This is a genomic window from Paenibacillus mesophilus (assembly GCF_005938385.1).
Lineage (GTDB): Bacteria > Bacillota > Bacilli > Paenibacillales > NBRC-103111 > Paenibacillus_AB > Paenibacillus_AB mesophilus.
On sequence record NZ_VCRA01000011.1, the window covers coordinates 65,315 to 81,271 of the forward strand.

At 54.2% G+C, this 15,957-nt stretch carries 17 protein-coding genes and 1 other RNA gene; 9 read left to right on the forward strand and 9 right to left on the reverse strand.

The window, feature by feature from the left end:
* Positions 1–17 precede the first annotated feature (17 nt).
* Both FE783_RS20135 and FE783_RS20140 read right to left on the reverse strand, forming a co-directional pair.
* On the reverse strand, positions 18–1,292 hold the full coding sequence (locus tag FE783_RS20135) for an MFS transporter (protein WP_238403171.1): 1,275 nt from the start codon (positions 1,290–1,292) through the stop codon (positions 18–20).
* A gap of 16 nt (positions 1,293–1,308) precedes the next feature.
* A complete protein-coding gene (locus FE783_RS20140; protein ID WP_138881193.1) occupies positions 1,309–2,634 on the reverse strand; it encodes a multi antimicrobial extrusion protein MatE in 1,326 nt (441 codons plus the stop codon).
* Positions 2,635–2,856: 222 nt separating this feature from the next.
* On the opposite strand from FE783_RS20140, the gene FE783_RS20145 reads away from it, so the two are divergent.
* The 4 genes from FE783_RS20145 (at position 2,857) to FE783_RS20160 (ending at position 6,497) form a co-directional block, all read left to right on the forward strand.
* Complete coding sequence (locus tag FE783_RS20145) at positions 2,857–3,171, forward strand: hypothetical protein (protein WP_138881194.1); 315 nt, start codon at positions 2,857–2,859, stop codon at positions 3,169–3,171.
* A gap of 65 nt (positions 3,172–3,236) precedes the next feature.
* The gene (locus tag FE783_RS20150) at positions 3,237–4,313 is read left to right on the forward strand and encodes a tetraprenyl-beta-curcumene synthase family protein (RefSeq protein ID WP_238403178.1); all 1,077 of its coding nucleotides are present in this window, start codon (positions 3,237–3,239) and stop codon (positions 4,311–4,313) included.
* 50 nt (positions 4,314–4,363) lie between these two features.
* Positions 4,364–5,329, forward strand: a complete 966-nt coding sequence (pfkA, locus tag FE783_RS20155; protein ID WP_138881195.1) for a 6-phosphofructokinase — start codon at positions 4,364–4,366, stop codon at positions 5,327–5,329.
* 178 nt (positions 5,330–5,507) lie between these two features.
* Entirely contained in the window at positions 5,508–6,497 is a 990-nt protein-coding gene (locus tag FE783_RS20160; RefSeq protein ID WP_138881196.1) for an aldose 1-epimerase, read from the forward strand.
* A gap of 75 nt (positions 6,498–6,572) precedes the next feature.
* Here the strand turns inward: FE783_RS20160 and FE783_RS20165 are convergent, their stop codons facing one another.
* On the reverse strand, positions 6,573–7,019 hold the full coding sequence (locus FE783_RS20165; RefSeq protein ID WP_138881197.1) for a peroxiredoxin: 447 nt from the start codon (positions 7,017–7,019) through the stop codon (positions 6,573–6,575).
* A 181-nt stretch (positions 7,020–7,200) separates the two neighbouring features.
* Between FE783_RS20165 and FE783_RS20170 the strand changes: the two genes are divergently transcribed.
* Entirely contained in the window at positions 7,201–7,413 is a 213-nt protein-coding gene (locus tag FE783_RS20170) for a DUF3906 family protein (protein ID WP_138881198.1), read from the forward strand.
* Positions 7,414–7,489: 76 nt separating this feature from the next.
* Positions 7,490–8,032, forward strand: coding sequence for an NADPH-dependent FMN reductase (locus FE783_RS20175; RefSeq protein WP_238403172.1), 543 nt, complete (start codon positions 7,490–7,492; stop codon positions 8,030–8,032).
* A gap of 69 nt (positions 8,033–8,101) precedes the next feature.
* Here the strand turns inward: FE783_RS20175 and FE783_RS20180 are convergent, their stop codons facing one another.
* The 5 genes from FE783_RS20180 to FE783_RS20200 all read right to left on the reverse strand — a co-directional run bounded on the left by FE783_RS20180 (position 8,102) and on the right by FE783_RS20200 (position 11,599).
* Complete coding sequence (locus FE783_RS20180) at positions 8,102–8,689, reverse strand: hypothetical protein (protein ID WP_138881199.1); 588 nt, start codon at positions 8,687–8,689, stop codon at positions 8,102–8,104.
* Positions 8,690–8,854: 165 nt separating this feature from the next.
* Positions 8,855–9,043: a hypothetical protein gene (locus tag FE783_RS20185; protein ID WP_420799753.1), complete on the reverse strand. Its 189-nt coding sequence runs from the start codon at positions 9,041–9,043 to the stop codon at positions 8,855–8,857.
* Between the two features lie 203 nt (positions 9,044–9,246).
* Complete coding sequence (locus FE783_RS20190; protein WP_138881201.1) at positions 9,247–10,074, reverse strand: YitT family protein; 828 nt, start codon at positions 10,072–10,074, stop codon at positions 9,247–9,249.
* 105 nt (positions 10,075–10,179) lie between these two features.
* Positions 10,180–11,043, reverse strand: a complete 864-nt coding sequence (locus FE783_RS20195; RefSeq protein ID WP_138881202.1) for a DUF4247 domain-containing protein — start codon at positions 11,041–11,043, stop codon at positions 10,180–10,182.
* A 16-nt stretch (positions 11,044–11,059) separates the two neighbouring features.
* Positions 11,060–11,599 carry a DUF4178 domain-containing protein gene (locus FE783_RS20200; RefSeq protein ID WP_138881203.1) on the reverse strand — a complete coding sequence of 180 codons (540 nt, stop codon included), beginning with the start codon at positions 11,597–11,599 and terminating at the stop codon, positions 11,060–11,062.
* A 493-nt stretch (positions 11,600–12,092) separates the two neighbouring features.
* Here FE783_RS20200 and cshA point away from each other — a divergent pair, with 493 nt between their 5' ends.
* The 3 genes from cshA to ssrS all read left to right on the forward strand — a co-directional run bounded on the left by cshA (position 12,093) and on the right by ssrS (position 14,972).
* Complete coding sequence (cshA, locus tag FE783_RS20205; protein WP_138881204.1) at positions 12,093–13,682, forward strand: degradosome RNA helicase CshA; 1,590 nt, start codon at positions 12,093–12,095, stop codon at positions 13,680–13,682.
* A 165-nt stretch (positions 13,683–13,847) separates the two neighbouring features.
* The gene (locus FE783_RS20210) at positions 13,848–14,681 is read left to right on the forward strand and encodes a YesL family protein (RefSeq protein WP_138881205.1); all 834 of its coding nucleotides are present in this window, start codon (positions 13,848–13,850) and stop codon (positions 14,679–14,681) included.
* Positions 14,682–14,789: 108 nt separating this feature from the next.
* Positions 14,790–14,972: non-coding RNA, 6S RNA (gene ssrS / locus FE783_RS20215), on the forward strand.
* An 88-nt stretch (positions 14,973–15,060) separates the two neighbouring features.
* On the opposite strand, the gene FE783_RS20220 is transcribed toward ssrS, so the two are convergent.
* The gene (locus FE783_RS20220) at positions 15,061–15,948 is read right to left on the reverse strand and encodes an AraC family transcriptional regulator (protein ID WP_138881206.1); all 888 of its coding nucleotides are present in this window, start codon (positions 15,946–15,948) and stop codon (positions 15,061–15,063) included.
* Positions 15,949–15,957 lie beyond the last annotated feature (9 nt).

Consider the following 15,957-nt stretch of genomic DNA (forward strand, 5'->3'; position numbering starts at 1 on the left):
CACATCCTGTCGTGAGTTTATGGAAAATGTTTGCCCGCACGGCTTCGCTGATAATAATGCGTAATTAGAAAACCGATGCAGGCGAGCAGCCCGGAGGCCGCCGCGACTCTGTACGTGACCGGCAATCCCCATACGTCCGATACGAAGCCGCCGACGATTCCACTCGATAAACCGGCGAGACACGACCATACGATGTTGAAGATCGCTTGTCCGGTCGCCCGGAAATCGTCCGGAATGAGCTGCTGGATATAACGGAGCGCGGTGACGAGAAAGATGCCGAACGTGATGCTATGCATCAACTGCAGCGGGATGATCCAAATCGGGTCGGAGACGATGCTGACGAGCGCGAAGCGGACCGCATAAAAGAACGATGCGACCATGAGCAGCGGCAGCTCCTTGAACCGGTGTCCGTTTTTGCTCAGCCAAAAAAACATCGGGACTTCGCTTAGCGAGGATGCCATCCACGCCCAGCCGATAACCGTATCGCTCGCCCCCATCCCGCGCATCGTCAGAGCCAGGAAGCCGTCATTCGTCCGATGGGCGAACGACATCGTGAATATGAGCGCCAGAAACAGCAGCAGGCTCGGCTGACGGACGATCGTGAAGAAGCCGGAAAACTTGACGGACCCGCTTCCGCCTCCGACACGGTCTTTCAAGAAGAAAGCGAGAACGAGCGACAGTGTTATCGTCCCGAGCGCAAACAGGATCGTATGCTCCACGCCGACGCTATGCAGGACGCTGCCGAAGACGACCGAAGAAAATGCGAAACCGAGCGAGCCCCAAATCCGGAAGCTTGCGTAGCTTTTGCCGCTGCGACGGATCGACAGCAGGGTGAGACTGTCGTTCAAGCCGTTGATAGGCGTATGGAAAAAGTTATAGGCTGTCATCGCGACATAAATCCAAGCGATTGCATCGATTTGGGTCAGTACGATCGTAGTGAGCAGCTGCCCGCACAGCATGACGATTATCATTTTGCGGATCGTCTGCAGCTTGTCGCTCGCGAATCCCCAGAACAAGTTGGCCGCGATGCCGATGAACGGGCCAATCGAGTAGATCGCCCCGATCTGCAGGTTCGAATAGCCTTTGGAGCTGAAGTAAAGTGGAAAAAAGGAGACCGTCAGCGCCATCGTCATATAGAACGCGAACGAAAACGACCGCATGACCGTCTCGTCCCTCACCGTAGGAACCGCGGCATCCTCCGGGACGAAAGCCGGACCGGTTTCCGGCCCTTGCCGTCGCGTGCGGCGTTCGTTCGCGCTCGGAGCTTGCCGCTCCTTCAATTCCGTAGTCATGATTCCCATCCTTTATTTAAATTGAAGGCTGCGCTCTGCGTCCTACTCCGGGCGATGAGAAACGGATCGCATACAGGACGACGGACAGCTCCGCGGCCAGTCCGAGCGATTGGGCTAGAGCGCCGATCATGCCGTTCCAGCCTGGCGTCGCCGTTATGCATACGAACAGCGAGATCAGCGTCAACGCGACGTTGGCCGACTGGGAGAACATCATTACCTTCGTCTGGCCGCGCAGCATGATGATGCCGTTGCAGAAATCGAGCCAAGGGTACAGCAAGGTCATGATCATGAACACGCGAAGCGTGTGCAGACTCGCCGTCATGAGACGCTCGCTCGTGCCCATTACGTGCTGCATGAACCATGGCCCGACGGGAGTATAGCCCAATATGCCGATAAGGATCGTCGGGATGAATCCGCACGTGAAGGCGAACCGGATGGCGAGCGACGAATCTTTGCGGTAAAAGTTAAGGACGATCTGGTGCATGTACGAGAAGAAGTTTTGAACGAGCTGCGTCAAGCTGGCCGCGATCGCGAACGAAGCGATCGCAAGCTTGATATCGGCCGTCTTGCCGAGCATCGCATTGATGGCCGGGCCGATGATGACGGCGATGAAGGAAGAGAACAGCAGCGGGCGGTAAAATTTTAAAATTTGCCCCGTCTTCTCGATCTCGTGTCCTTCTTTCTTCAGCGGAAGCGTGCGGGCCAGCTTGCTGCCTTCCCAATAGCTGAGCGCCGCCTCGATCGCCATCCCGACGAGGAAAATGATCGCGCCCACTTCTCCGCTCGTCACCCGGTTCGTATGGATGAAATACATCGACACCGCGTACATGGCGGCGAGCCGGAAGGCCATCCCGATCGTCAGCCATTTTGTGCGCATATTGCTTATAATGATGCCGTGGTACAAGCAGCGGATTCCCGAGAAAATGCTGACGAACATGAGAATGCGGTATACGTCGATAATAGCCAGAAGCATCGTGTCATCGACGCCGAACAGATGCGAAAACAGCAGCTTTCCGACCGCCGTATAGGAGATGATCAGACCGGCCGCGAACATGCCGATCAATAGACAAACCGCCACTTTGGCCATCGCCTTGAACGATGTCCGGTCGCGTACGAGCGCGGAGCACGTTTGGCGAAGCAAGATGGCGGGTCTCTCGATAACGGCCAGCATGCTGAGTCCGATCGCGTAGCTGGAAATAATGACTTCGGGATCGGAGGAGCGGGCAAGCGTACTGTTGATAATGACGTGGGATATTGTGACAAGACTGGCGGAAACGCCCAGCGGTACAAAAAAAGCAAAAAGCTGCCCCATGGTCAGCTGTTGTTGTTTCGGATCCGTCATTTTAAGTTCTCTCCAGACTTTCCGCGCGTCGGACTGCACCTGCACGTATGTAGAATTGTAAATGGTTTATGAAGTATAGTATAAAACGGTTCGGCCATATCGCAAAGCAGAAATTGTTGTCATGTCCGCTTTTTTTTCGGGCTTTGCGGCGAATATGGCTTGGCGGATTATCCCGCCGCATGTTAAATTAAAGTTCAAGAGCCGCGTCGGGAGGCTTAAGCCATGAAATTCGAATTTGTATACGACGAGCGCCTCGGCATCGAATTGCCGCTGCTTCACGAGGAGTGGGAAGCGCTGACCGCAGCGGAGCAAGCGGCGCTGCTTCACGATTGGGAGAAGATCCGCGGGCGCATCCCCAATCGGATTCAGCAGCTCGAGCGCACGATCGTAGAGAAGCAAAACCGGTTGAACGCGGAGGATGATTTTCCGCTGTCGTGCAGGCTCAATACGGAGATAGCCGAGCTGGCCAGCTGCATCACCGATCTTCATCTGTGGTTCAGGGCCGATCAAGATATGTCGGACAAAGGCCATCATTAGGAAGTTGGAGCCGTTTGTACTATAATAGGGGAATCAAAGCTTTGGAGGAAAAGCCGCAGGTGAAAATGACGTTGCGACTCGGCCGAACGGTTCCCCGAAATCCGGTTGCTCTGATGCATCGCATGTACAAATACGTGTTTCCAGAAGTAAGAGACGAGTTGAAACGGTGGCGGCATACGGCCGATCTTATACCGGATCCGGAGCTGCGCAGGCAGGCATTGGGCAGCTTGACCCACAAAGAATTCCATTGCAAGGGCGGGGCCGTCTACGCCGCCGCCAATTTGCCGATTCGCCATGTGCTGATTCCGCTTATCGTCGCGTTCCAGACGATAAGCGATTATCTGGATAATTTGTGCGACCGCAGCACCTCGCTCGATCCGGAAGATTTCCGGCTGCTTCATCGGTCGATGCTCGATGCAGTCGATCCCGAGGCGCCGGCAGCCGACTATTACGCCCTGCGCAACGAGCGGGACGACGGCGGATATTTGCGCGAGCTGGTGCAGACATGCAAGTCCTGCATTGCGAAGCTTCCGTCCTACCCGCTTGTCCAAGATGGCGTCAAGGAACTCGTCGGGCTGTACGGCGACCTGCAGGTGTACAAGCATATCCGGCATGATTTGCGCGAACGCGAGCTGCTCGACTGGTGGGAGAAGCACCGGCCGCGGTTTGCGCATTTGCGGTGGAACGAATTTGCCGCCGCAACCGGTTCGACTTTGGGCGTCTTTTATTTGTTCTTGGCCGCCGCGGACAATTCGTTAACCGCCAGTAGGGTGGAAACGATCCGCCAAGCTTATTTTCCGCACGTTTGCGGACTGCACATTTTGCTCGATTACTTGATCGATCAGGAAGAGGATCTTGCCGGCGGGGATTTGAACTTTTGCGGCTACTACGAGGACGGCGAGACGACAGCGCAACAAATCGCGCATATTGCGGAGCTGGCGCGCCGCGACATCGCCCGTCTCGAACATCCGCGGTTTCACCGGATGATCATCGAAGGCTTGCTGGCGCTTTACTTGTCCGATCCGAAAGTAAGGGAACAGGAGCACGTCAGGCATATTTCCAGGAAGCTGATGAAGGGCAGTCCGCTTATGCGCGTCTTCTTCTTCGCGAACAGCATCTGGATACGCAAATCGTCCGATTGACCATCGGTCGCTGCAACAAGTTTTTTTTAATTGGAGAGGGGAATACGATAATGACAGTAAAATCGATAGCGGTATTGACGAGCGGCGGCGACTCCCAGGGGATGAATGCGGCCGTGAGAGCGGTCGTGCGCAGCGCGATTTTTCATGGTCTGGAAGTATACGGAGTACAGCGCGGATATTCCGGCTTGATCAATGACGACATCCGCCCGATGGATCTGCGCAGCGTGGGGGACATTATCCAGCGCGGAGGCACGATTCTGCAGACGGCCAGATGCAAAGAATTCACCACTCCGGAAGGACAGCAGCTCGGAGCGGACAACCTCCGCAAGCGCGGCATCGACGGCCTTGTCGTAATCGGCGGCGACGGCTCCTACCAAGGCGCCAACAAATTGAGCAAGCTCGGCATTCGCGCGATGGGACTTCCGGGCACGATCGACAACGATATTCCGTTTACCGACTGCACGATCGGGTTCGATACGGCGGTCAGCATCGTCGTTGACGCGATCAACAAGCTACGCGATACGATGAGTTCGCACGAGCGTTCCTCCATCGTCGAAGTGATGGGTCGTCATTGCGGCGACATCGCCCTGTACGCGGGCCTCGCGAGCGGAGCCGAGACGATCCTCGTCCCGGAAGTTCCGTTTGACCTCGACGAAGTCGCCAAACGGATGGAAGGCAACTTCCAAGTAGGCAAGCGCCATAGTATCATCGTCGTCGCGGAAGGCGCCGGAAGCGCGCAAAGCGTGGCGGACCGGATCAAGGAGCTCAATGGAATCGACGCGCGCGTCACGGTGCTCGGACATATTCAGCGCGGCGGAACGCCAACGCACAATGATCGTATTCTCGCGAGCCGCTTGGGAGACTTCGCCGTCCGCAGACTGCTCGAAGGCGATTCGGGGAAAGCTTGCGGAGTCATTAAAGGACAGCTGGTTGCTACCGATATCGATACGGTCGTCCATACGAAGAAGCAATTCGACCGCGATTTGTACGATCTGGCCCTGCGCCTTTCGCAGTAAGGAATCGATAGTGAAGCGTGCGCACCTTAACCATAGGCCGCATGCTTTTTGTTTTGTTTAGGACAGGGTTTGATCTATGGCAACATTTGTCGCTTATGATATAATGTCTAGCATAAACCGCAATCGGATTTACAGCCGAATCGTACAAGCGGAGAGTCGGAAAAGGAGACGGTAAACCATGTCTAATGCATTTGAAGGCGCTTACCAAGGGGAAAAGGCGATTTGGCTCCGCCATGGGGCATACGAGGCGGCGATTGTCCCGGACATCGGCGGCAATTTGGTCGCGTTTCGCGACACGGAGAAAGGATTCCGGTTTTTGCGCGAACCGGAAGCGGATGGGATGGAAGCGTTCAAACAGCGGCCGATGGTCCACGGCATCCCGGTGTTGTTTCCCCCGAACCGTTATGAGGACGGGAAGTTTCCATGGAACGGAACTACATACCGGCTGCCTGTCAGCGAACCGGCCAGAGGCAATCATATACACGGATTTTTCTTCGATATTCCTTGGCAGGTCGACGATTTCGGCTCGGACGAGCTGTCGAGCTACGTCGTCGTGGCTCAGCGCGTGGACGAGTCGCATCCCGCGTATGCGTCGTTTCCGCACCGGTTCACGATCAAGATCCGGTATTCGCTCAGCCGTGAAGGATTGAAGCAGGAAGTGGGCGTGCGCAACGACGGAGGCGAGCCGATGCCTTGTGCGATCGGCTTCCATACGACGCTCAATGCGCCTTTTGCGCCGGGAAGCTCTCCGGCGGACTGCGTGCTCCGGATGACGATCGGCGAGCGGGTTGAAATGAACGAACGGATGCTCCCGACCGGAACTTACTTGCCTCTTGACGCCGACGAGCGGCGCATGAAGGAAGAAGGGAAGACGCCTTATTTCGCCAGAATGGACAACCATTATACGGCGGTGCCGCAGGGCGGCCGCAACGCGATGGAGTTGACCGACACCCGCTTGAACGTCAAGCTCGTATACGATGCGGGCACGGCATACCGGTTCTGGATGATCTACAACGCCGACGCGGCCAGCGGCTTCTTCTGTCCGGAACCGCAAACCAATATGGTCAACGCGCCGAACGCTCCTTTCCCGTCCGAGGAAACGGGAATTGTGACGCTTGCTCCGGGAGAAGTGTGGCAGGAAACGAGCAAAATGTACTGCGAAGGTTGACGGAGGCCGTTGCAAAGAGCCCGGGATGCTCAAGATTGAGCCGCCCCGGGCTTTCTTATTCGTTTAATGCGGCGACTACGGCGTACGAGTTCTCAGTATCACTTCGATCAATACTTCCGACGGTGGATTGCCCTTATAAGCGTACGCGATGCGTCCCTGCTTGTCGATGACGTATACAATCCGCTGCTGCAGAAAAAGTCCGAGTATTTTGCCGACATCGTACAGCTTCCGGATACGCTCGTCCTTGTCGACCGCGATCGGGAAATCCAGACCGTGACGCTCCGCGAACTTCAAGTGGTCCTTCATCGTGGCCGGATTGATTCCGATGACGACGGCGCCGAGCGCGTCGTATTCCTTCTTCTTGTCTCTGACGGCGCATAACTGGGCCGTACAGCCGGGCGTATCGTCCATCGGGTAAAATATGAGCACGATCGGCTGCTTGCCGAGCCAGTCCTGAAGCCGGATCGGGCCTTCCGTACTGTCCGCTTCGAAGAGCGGTGCTGGATCGCCGATTTTCAACATGCAATTGTGCCTCCGATCTGCATCAGGCTTATGACCTATCTTTATTATACTACCAGCGTGCGGGCTTAAGCCAATCTGACGGGCCGCGGGAGGGGAAAAGAAGTGGACACGGCTTTCGGAACAGGGTAGAGTCAATAACGGAAACGGTTCGCAAGCATTTATCGTTAGGAGGAAGAAGCCTATGTTTTTGTTCAAGCTCGAAATCGAACTGGAAGACCAAACCGTTTATTTGGTCACGGCCGCAGAGTCGGAGGAGCAAGCGTTCGACGGCGTAGAGGCGCATCTTGTCCGTTACTTTGTCGGCAATCCGGCCATTAAAGATTGCGCTATCGTAGAGAAGAAGCGTCTGGAAAAAGGGGCGGGGTACGTCATCGAAACGGGCAGCCGTCCATGAACTTTGCATTCACATTCGATTGACTTCCATAATATAATTAACTAAAATGTATCTTAATTATGGGAGAGGGGAATCGATGATGAACGTTGCCATTATTGCCGGAAGCAACAAGCAAGCGTCCACGAGTACGAAGCTTTGCCGATATATTGAGAAGCTGCTGATCGAGAGGGAATGCGGCGTAACGCTGTTCGACCTACATAAACGCCCTGTTCCGTTATTCGCTCCCGACAACCGCAATCCGCCCGACGACAACCTGGCGGCGCTCAAGGCAACGATGCTGCGGGCCGATGCGATCGTATTAAGCACCCCTGACTACCACGGTTCCATATCCGGAGTGCTTAAAAACGCGATCGACCATCTCGGCTTCGATCATTTCGACGGCAAGGTCGTGTTAGCGGTTTGCTCGACCGGCGGCGCCGTAGGCATTAGTCCGCTGCAGCAAATCCAGGTCATGGTGCGCGCCGTTCACGGCATCAATTGTCCGGAATGGATTTCGATCGGGGGAGAGAACCGGCAGTTCGATGCCGATGGGGATCCCGTCGTCGTGCAGGTGAAGGAACGGACAACCCGGGCCGTCAACTATTTTCTGAAAATGGCTCATTCGCTCCGCAAATCATAAAGCAGGCAAAGCCGCTTCCAAGCCCGTGGGCACGGAAGCGGCTTTTGTATAATGACGTTTCGAGATCCGTCACGGTTTTTTGCCACGGAATTCCTTGTAGAACAAAAACGCTCCGGCAATCAGCAAGGCGGCTCCCCCGACAGCGGCATTTACCGTAAACAGGCCGTCCCACCAGCCGCCGAAGGCGGACAGCGAGCAGAAGAACACGACCGCGCCGATAAAGCCGAGCAGCAGGCTGCCTCCGTTCGCGTTCGGATAAGTAATGGGGCCCTGGAACGCGTAACCGTGGCGGATCGCCCGATTGACCGCGTCGGTCTGGTGCACCGCATCAAACACGTTGTAGAAGTAAAGCACTGGGATTAGCAGCGACAGCAGCGTCACGGGCAGCACATTGAACTCCACCGGTCCTTCGGCGAAAAACACGATCGACACAATGTTGAGCACGAGCAACAGCATGATCGACATGCCCCGAACGACGGCACCCAAATACATTTGCCCGGTACCGGGAATCATCATGGACAACACCGTTGCAATAAATTTGCTCTTCAGCGGCAGCTTCTCTTCCGGATACGCCATCATCGGTCCCGGATGTTCGCGTCCGTAAGGCGCCGCATGGGGATGATGCGGTGTTCGCACGTCGAAAAAATTGTCTTTCATAAGCGGACCTTCTTTCCGTCGATTCGTATAGCTACAGCTTACCCTTAACGTGATACGGGCGAAAACAGACCGGGGACGGTATTCCTACTAGCCTAAAGTCGGGTGTGCCGGGAAATGGCCCCGGCCAGGCCTATCGTAGATTCCGAGAATTAAAAAAGCGCCGCTTCAATGAAGAAGGGCGCCTTTCGAATATTCGGAAATGCTGTACTTGACGATATCCAAAGCGTCTTCCGCCTCGAGCGCTTCAAGCCCGTATTTCAGGACGATGTCGATGTCGAGCTCGGAAGATTTCAAGCAAGGGTACATGTCTGGCGTTAATTTCATGACAATCCTGGATAATTTGACCGTTTCCATAAGCATCACCTTTCCGCGTTTTTTTTGAATCAATCTTGCGACGATCGTACAAAAAAAAACGAAAAGATCTGAAGTTGTCAAGCCGTTTAAACCAGAACCTATGAAATTACAAGTCCATTATATCACAAGTTCATCCCATTGTATGCGGTTTACAACGATTTCCATCGCCCATTATTTTCAATCCGAAACGGGTAACGGTTCTTTCATACCAGCTTGCGGAATTCCCCGATTACTTCCACAGTCTCGACGATATTGACGAACGCCCGCGGATCGGTTTCCTTGACGATTTTACGCAGCTCCGCGAGCTCGTATCGGGTCGTCACCGTCATGAGCATGTCGTGGGGAAGATGGCTGTAGGCGCCTTCGGTTTTGATGAGCGTGACGCCCCGGGGAAGCTTGAGCAGCCTGTCGATCATCCGGTCTCTGCAGCCGGTTACGATAAATGCGGTCACTTTCACGTGGCGGATATGGATCGTGTCCACTACTTTGCCGGCTATGAAAATCGACAGCATCGACCGCAGCGCCGGATCCCAGCCGAGCACGAGGCCAAGCGCCAATACGACGGCGCCGTTCAGGGCGAACAGCAGCATGCCGAGCGGAAAGTCACGCCTGCGTGTCAAGATGGAGCCGACGATGTCGAGTCCACCCGACGAGCCTCCGGTCCGCAGCGATATCCCGGAGCCTAAACCGATCAGCACGCCTCCGAATACAGCGCCTATGATCGGGTCGGTATTGAGTGATTGATCGGGTACGAGCTGCATAAACCAGGTCGTGAGCAATACCGACAAGATACTGAGCCAGACGAAGCGGCGTCCGATAACGACCCATCCCCATATCAATACGGGCAAATTGATCAGGAAATAAAGCAGCCCGATGTTCCAGCCGGTAAAATAACCGATCATCATCGATATGCCGGACAAGCCGCCGCTCAGCAGCTGATGCGGAATCAAGAATAGGTTGAAGCCCACGGCGATCAGCATCGCGGCGAGCGCTATACGGAGCAAGTCGAATATATCGCGAAATCGGATCATGATCGTCCCTCCAATGCTATCATTATTCCCCAAAATGTCAGCTGTTAAGGACGACGACAAAAAAACAGCCTCAGGATGGACCCGGGGCTGCCGTTATGATGCCGATTATCGTTTCTTGCCGACGCTGCTCTTCGAGCTGAAGCTCCCCGTCCGGTTGGACGTAGTCGGTTTGCTCGTCGATTTGGTCGACGGAGAGGAGCCGTCGTTTTTGCGGACGCTGCCGGAGCTGGTGGACGACCAGCTTCCGGTGCTCGAGCTGCTCGATTTGCTCGAACTGCTTGAACTGCTTGAACTGGAGCCGCTTGAGCCAGTACTGCTCGAGCCAGTGCTTCCTTTAGCCGCCGAAGAGCTGCTGGAACCGGAGCTTCCCGTAGCCGGAGTAGAGCTGCCGGCAGGCGTGGAGCCTTTGGACGTAAACGAACCGGTGCGATCGCTGGTAGTCGGTTTTTTGTCGTCGTTTGATGAAGCGGATGAGGACGAGGTCGTGCTTTTGGCCGGAACGGAAGTCGAATAGCCTTTATACGGCGTTGAATATTTTTTGTAACTGGAATCGTACCAGCTATTGCCGAAAATCGACTGGATCAGAGAAGCCGCGATATAACCTTCGAGAAAGGACGAATCGTAATTTTGCTTGGCATACTCGATCGTGTCGATTTCGATTAATGTATTGCTCGGATTATCCGGACTTTTCTGCAGGTTGACGACCCGGTTGTCGTATAGCAGAAACATTTGGTCCGGGTCTTCCTTGCTCATTTCCGCCGGTTTATCCTGGTCGGATAATTCTTTAGCAACCTCGGGAACGGTCTTGCCTTCCGCTTCGTATACTTTGGCCGCCGATTTCCCTTTGCCGGCCATATCGACGAGCGGGTACGTATCTTTGACGTAGTTGGCCGCGTTCGCGCAACCGGACAAAAGGGCGACGACGAGCAGCATGGTGACCCACGTCGTCCAGCGGTACCAACGCTTCATGTTCAATCACCCCGCATTATTTTTTGGATTTCATAATCTTTACTTCGCCGGAGGGGATGCGTGTTCCTACCATGCCGACAAAATTGCCGTCCTGCCATTGCAGGAAGAAATGCTCGTTCTCATCGGCAAAATATCGCCACACCATAACTTCGTCGTTGCTGCGAAAATCGGTGTTTCCTTGCGTCTGCGTTCTGTCCGTACGCTGATGCTCGAGCGTATAGGTAGTTTCGCCGTCCAGCTCCAGCCTGGTGGGCACATCGTTCGGATCGTCGAGGCCGCCTTCCAGAAAACGGCACATAAAGCAATCGTAGCTCCGTCCTTTTTCCACAATCAGACAGTGAATGTCTCGGCCGCTTTGCAAATAATAAGCATATCGGTGAGGCGCGAAACCTCTGTCGGAGTAAGTGACTTTGCCGGAGATGACGTATTCCTCCAAATCGACGTTCATGATGTCGCCGACGGAAGCGCCTTCCAGCGGCGGTATCGTCGACTGGGGAGCAGGTTGCGGTTCTTTATGACTGCGGAATATGTTGACGATTCGTTTCATAATGGACATGGGGGTTCGCTCCTTTAGCTGCGATCGTTTCTTCGCGACGGTCGCTGTTCACTAAGATGTTATACGGCGCTGACGACAATAGGTTTCGCGCTGGAAAAACAATTCTCGACAAACGCCAAACGTCTCCGCTAAAAAACTGGAAATGAGGTCTTGAACTATGATATGATATACAAGATATTCTTAAGTTCGGCTGCGAATGGCATGAGTTGGCGATGGTACCCAAACTCACACCTTTTCTTGAACCATAAAGAAAGTTTAAGATCCGCAACGCTTTCTTTAACCAAGAAAAACTATATCTAAATCCGCGCTCGCTCATCTGTTTGAGTGGACGTCGATTTACGTTTTTCTTTTAACGAGATCGGATCCGCAAATGATCCCCGTATGAAACGGGTTTAAGGAAAGAGATACTAAACCATCGGATAGAAAAGTCGCGCTTAAGGGTAAATCACACATTAAGGGATCCAGATACCCTAAGTAAAAGGAGTAGAAACATTTGAAATTATTCAGCGAGTTCGGCTTGGACTCGAAAGTAGTCCGGGCTATTACGGAAATGGGATTCGAGGAATCGACGCCGATCCAGGAAAAAACGATACCGCTCGCCCTCGAGGGTAAAGACTTGATCGGTCAGGCGCAGACCGGTACGGGGAAAACGGCGGCATTCGGCATTCCGCTCATTAACCGGATTGAAGTTACGGAAGAACGGATCGTTGCGTTAATCATGTGCCCGACGCGGGAGCTGGCGATTCAAGTCGCGGAAGAAATCGGCAAGCTAGGCCGGTTCAAAGGAATCCGTTCGCTGCCGATCTACGGCGGCCAAGATATCGTGAAGCAAATTCGCGCTTTGAAGAAAAAGCCGCAAATCATTATTGGAACGCCGGGACGTCTGCTCGATCATATCAACCGCAAAACGATCAAGCTCGATCACGTCAATACGGTCGTTCTGGACGAAGCGGACGAAATGCTCGATATGGGCTTCATGGACGATATCCAGTCGATCCTGCAGCTCGTTCCGTCCGAGCGCCATACGATGCTGTTCTCGGCTACGATGCCGGAAAACATCAAACGTCTTGCGAAGCAGTTCCTGAACGAGCCGGAGCACGTTTCGGTTATTCCGAAGCAAGTAAGCGCGCCGCTCATCGCCCAATCGTATATCGAAGTGCACGAGAAGCAAAAGTTCGAGGCTTTGTCCCGTCTGCTCGATATGGAATCGCCCGAACTGGCCATCGTCTTCGGCCGTACGAAGCGCCGCGTAGACGAATTGTCCGAGGCGCTGCAGAAGCGCGGTTACTCGGCGGAAGGACTGCACGGCGACCTGTCGCAAAACCAACGCGACAACGTCATGCGGAAGTTCCGTGACGGCAGCATCGACGTTCTCGTCGCTACCGACGTTGCCGCACGCGGACTCGACGTATCCGGCGTAACGCACGTCATCAACTTCGACTTGCCGCAAGATCCGGAAAGCTACGTTCACCGGATCGGCCGTACCGGCCGCGCGGGACGCGAAGGCGCAGCCTGGACGTTCGTAACGCCTCGCGAAATCGACCATCTGCACTTCATCGAGCGGGTAACGCGCCACCGCATTCCCCGCAAACCTTTGCCAAGCATGGCGGAAGCGATCGAAGGCAAGCAGCGCGTGACGGCAGAGCGCGTGCTCGAGATCGTGAATGACGAAGGATTGGTCGAATTCAAAGGAATCGCGATTCAACTGCTGGAGCAGTACGATTCGGTCCAGCTTCTTGCCGCGGCGCTTAAGCTTCTGACCGGCGACAAGAAGGAAGTGGAAATCGAGCTCACGCCTGAAGATCCGCTTCGCGCGAAGAAACGCCGTCCAGACGTACGGAGCTCCGGCCGCAAAATGCCGGGCTCGTATGTCCGCGACGGGCAAGGTCAAGGCGGCGGCGGTTATCGCCGTAGCGGCGACCGTCCTTACTCCTCCGGTTCCGGCGATCGGGGCCGTCGCGACGGCGGCAGCCGTGGCGGCTACGGCGGACGCGACGATCGCGGCTATCGCGACGGCGACCGCGGCGGACGGAAAACCGACGACCGCAAGCCGAAGAGCAACTCCGAGTTTGTCAATATTTGATCGATAAATAAGATGAGGCCTGCCGGCAGCGGCGGGCCTTTTCTTTTTCGGCTGCATAGTTTCCTTCCGTGGTACGGAGCGGGGCTCGCTTTTCTTTTGCAGGATATAATAGTATATTAGAGGTAAGTTAAAGTCAGACAAGGCTTCTCGGAGGAGGATTTCAGCTTGGAATTTCGCGGACTCATGGGCGGTTTATACCGGATATCGGAATGGATCATGCGGCTATCCGTCATCAATGTGCTTTGGGTGATCTGTTCGTTTCCTTTTTTTTATTTGGTGTTGGCCGGTCTGATCGCGGCTTCGCAATCGATTGACTTTTGGAAGCAATCCGCGGTTATGATCGGGATTGTGACACCGTTTACGCTTTTTCCGGCTACGGCCGCCATGTTCACGGTCGCCAGGAAATGGGTTACCGGCGACGAGGACGTACCGTTGTTCAAGACTTACTTCCGCGGCTATAAGGAAAACTACAGGCAAAGCATGTTCGGCGGCCTTGTGTTCGTGCTGTTCGGCGCGATCATCTACATCAACTATACGTTCTATATAGGGCAATCCGGCACGCTCAGCCTGCTGTCCATTTTATTTATCGTGCTCACGTTCGTCATGTTCGCGGCGATGTTCCATTTCTTCTCGATCATGGTTCACTTCCATATGAAGTTTTGGCAAATCATCAAAAACTGCTTATTGATCACGATCGGCAATCCGGTTATGACGATTTTCTTGATTACGGTTAACGGCATCGTCATCTACGTCAGCGTTACTTATTTCACGTTTTTGATCCCGTTTTTTATGGGAAGCATTATGGCGACCGTATCCTTCTTCACGTTTCACCGCATTTTCGACCGGATGAAGATGTTGAACGAGAGCAAGCAGGAAGAGGAACAGGAAGAGAATGCGGAGGAGTCCGGAGAGGCGCTGGAGAGCACCGAGCGTACGGCCGTAAAAACGGACGACCCGAAGACGAATTCCGAGGCGGACGGCAGGAAGTCTTTGGACTGAATGGGTTATTGCGACAGAGCAGCCACAATAATTTGGCGGACTTCAGTTTACTTTTCCGATCGTTCCGCCTATAATAAACATAACGCAACAGACAGTTACAACAACAAAATCATCCTGCGATGTACGTCTCGATTTTCTACTGTTTTGAACCAATGGATGTTTCTAGGGAGTCCTATCATTGCACGCCAGGCTGTCATGCCCTCAAAAGGGACTTCAAATCGGCGGCTGCGGACACCCACCTGCGAGAGCGGGTTTGAAACATGAGAATCGGACGGCATATGCGGGTTTTTTGTTGTTTTTTCGATGACCGATCAAGGCAATTTAAGAAATAGAACCGGCTTCCCGAGGGAGGCCGGTTTTTTGCCGATTAGGAGATCCGCTACAATACTCTCGCTTTGACCGTCTTGGCGTATTCCGTCGGCGTCATGCCGACCGCCGTCTTGAAATGGCGCGAAAACGTATGGATGCTGTTATAGCCGAGCTGTTCGGCGATTTCGGTGAAGTTGCATCGTTCCTCGCGGATCATCAGCTTAACTCTTTCGATTTTCAAATTTTTGTACGTTTTCATTACGCTCTGACCGAGCCGCTCCTTGAACAGGGCGCTTAGCCGGGATTGTCCGACATGGAACCTCGCGCACAGCTCCTCCAGCGTCAAATTGGAGTATACTTGCTCCTCCATGAAAGCGACCGTTCGCTTCAGCAGCTCGTCTTCGCTGCGTTCCGCCGCCGCCAGAGACAGCCGGTTCGATTGCGGCAATGCTTCGCCTCTGGCGGCGAGGCTGAGTAGCAGAAGCTCCAAATGGATCCGCAGCAGCTGCTCGGAGCCGAACGGAGCATCGTCCCGCTTGATCAGATCGTGAATTCTCGGCAGGTCGAACGGCGGGCGGTACGAAGCGAAGCCGTGCTTCATAATGCCGGCCATCCAGTTCCGTTCCTGATCGTTTAAGCAGAACAGTTTATTTTCGAAAAGCTTCATTGCCTCCGAGCGGCTTTCGAAGCATACGACGATGACGTTGGGGCCGATTTTACGGTTGGCCCAGACGGAATGGAATTCGTTCGGTTTATGGAAAATGACGTCTCCTTGCTTCAGTACGAAGCCGTCCGAATCGGCGGTCACTTCGATTTCCCCTTTATCTACATACAGCAGCTCCCAGAAGTCGTGCGCTTCCCCTTCGAAAATAAAATCTTTGGCGAATTCGAAATAATGAAGCGAGATCAGGTGCGTAATGCTGATCGCAGTTTCCAACGGAGTTTTAATAAAATCCATGCCCGCCTC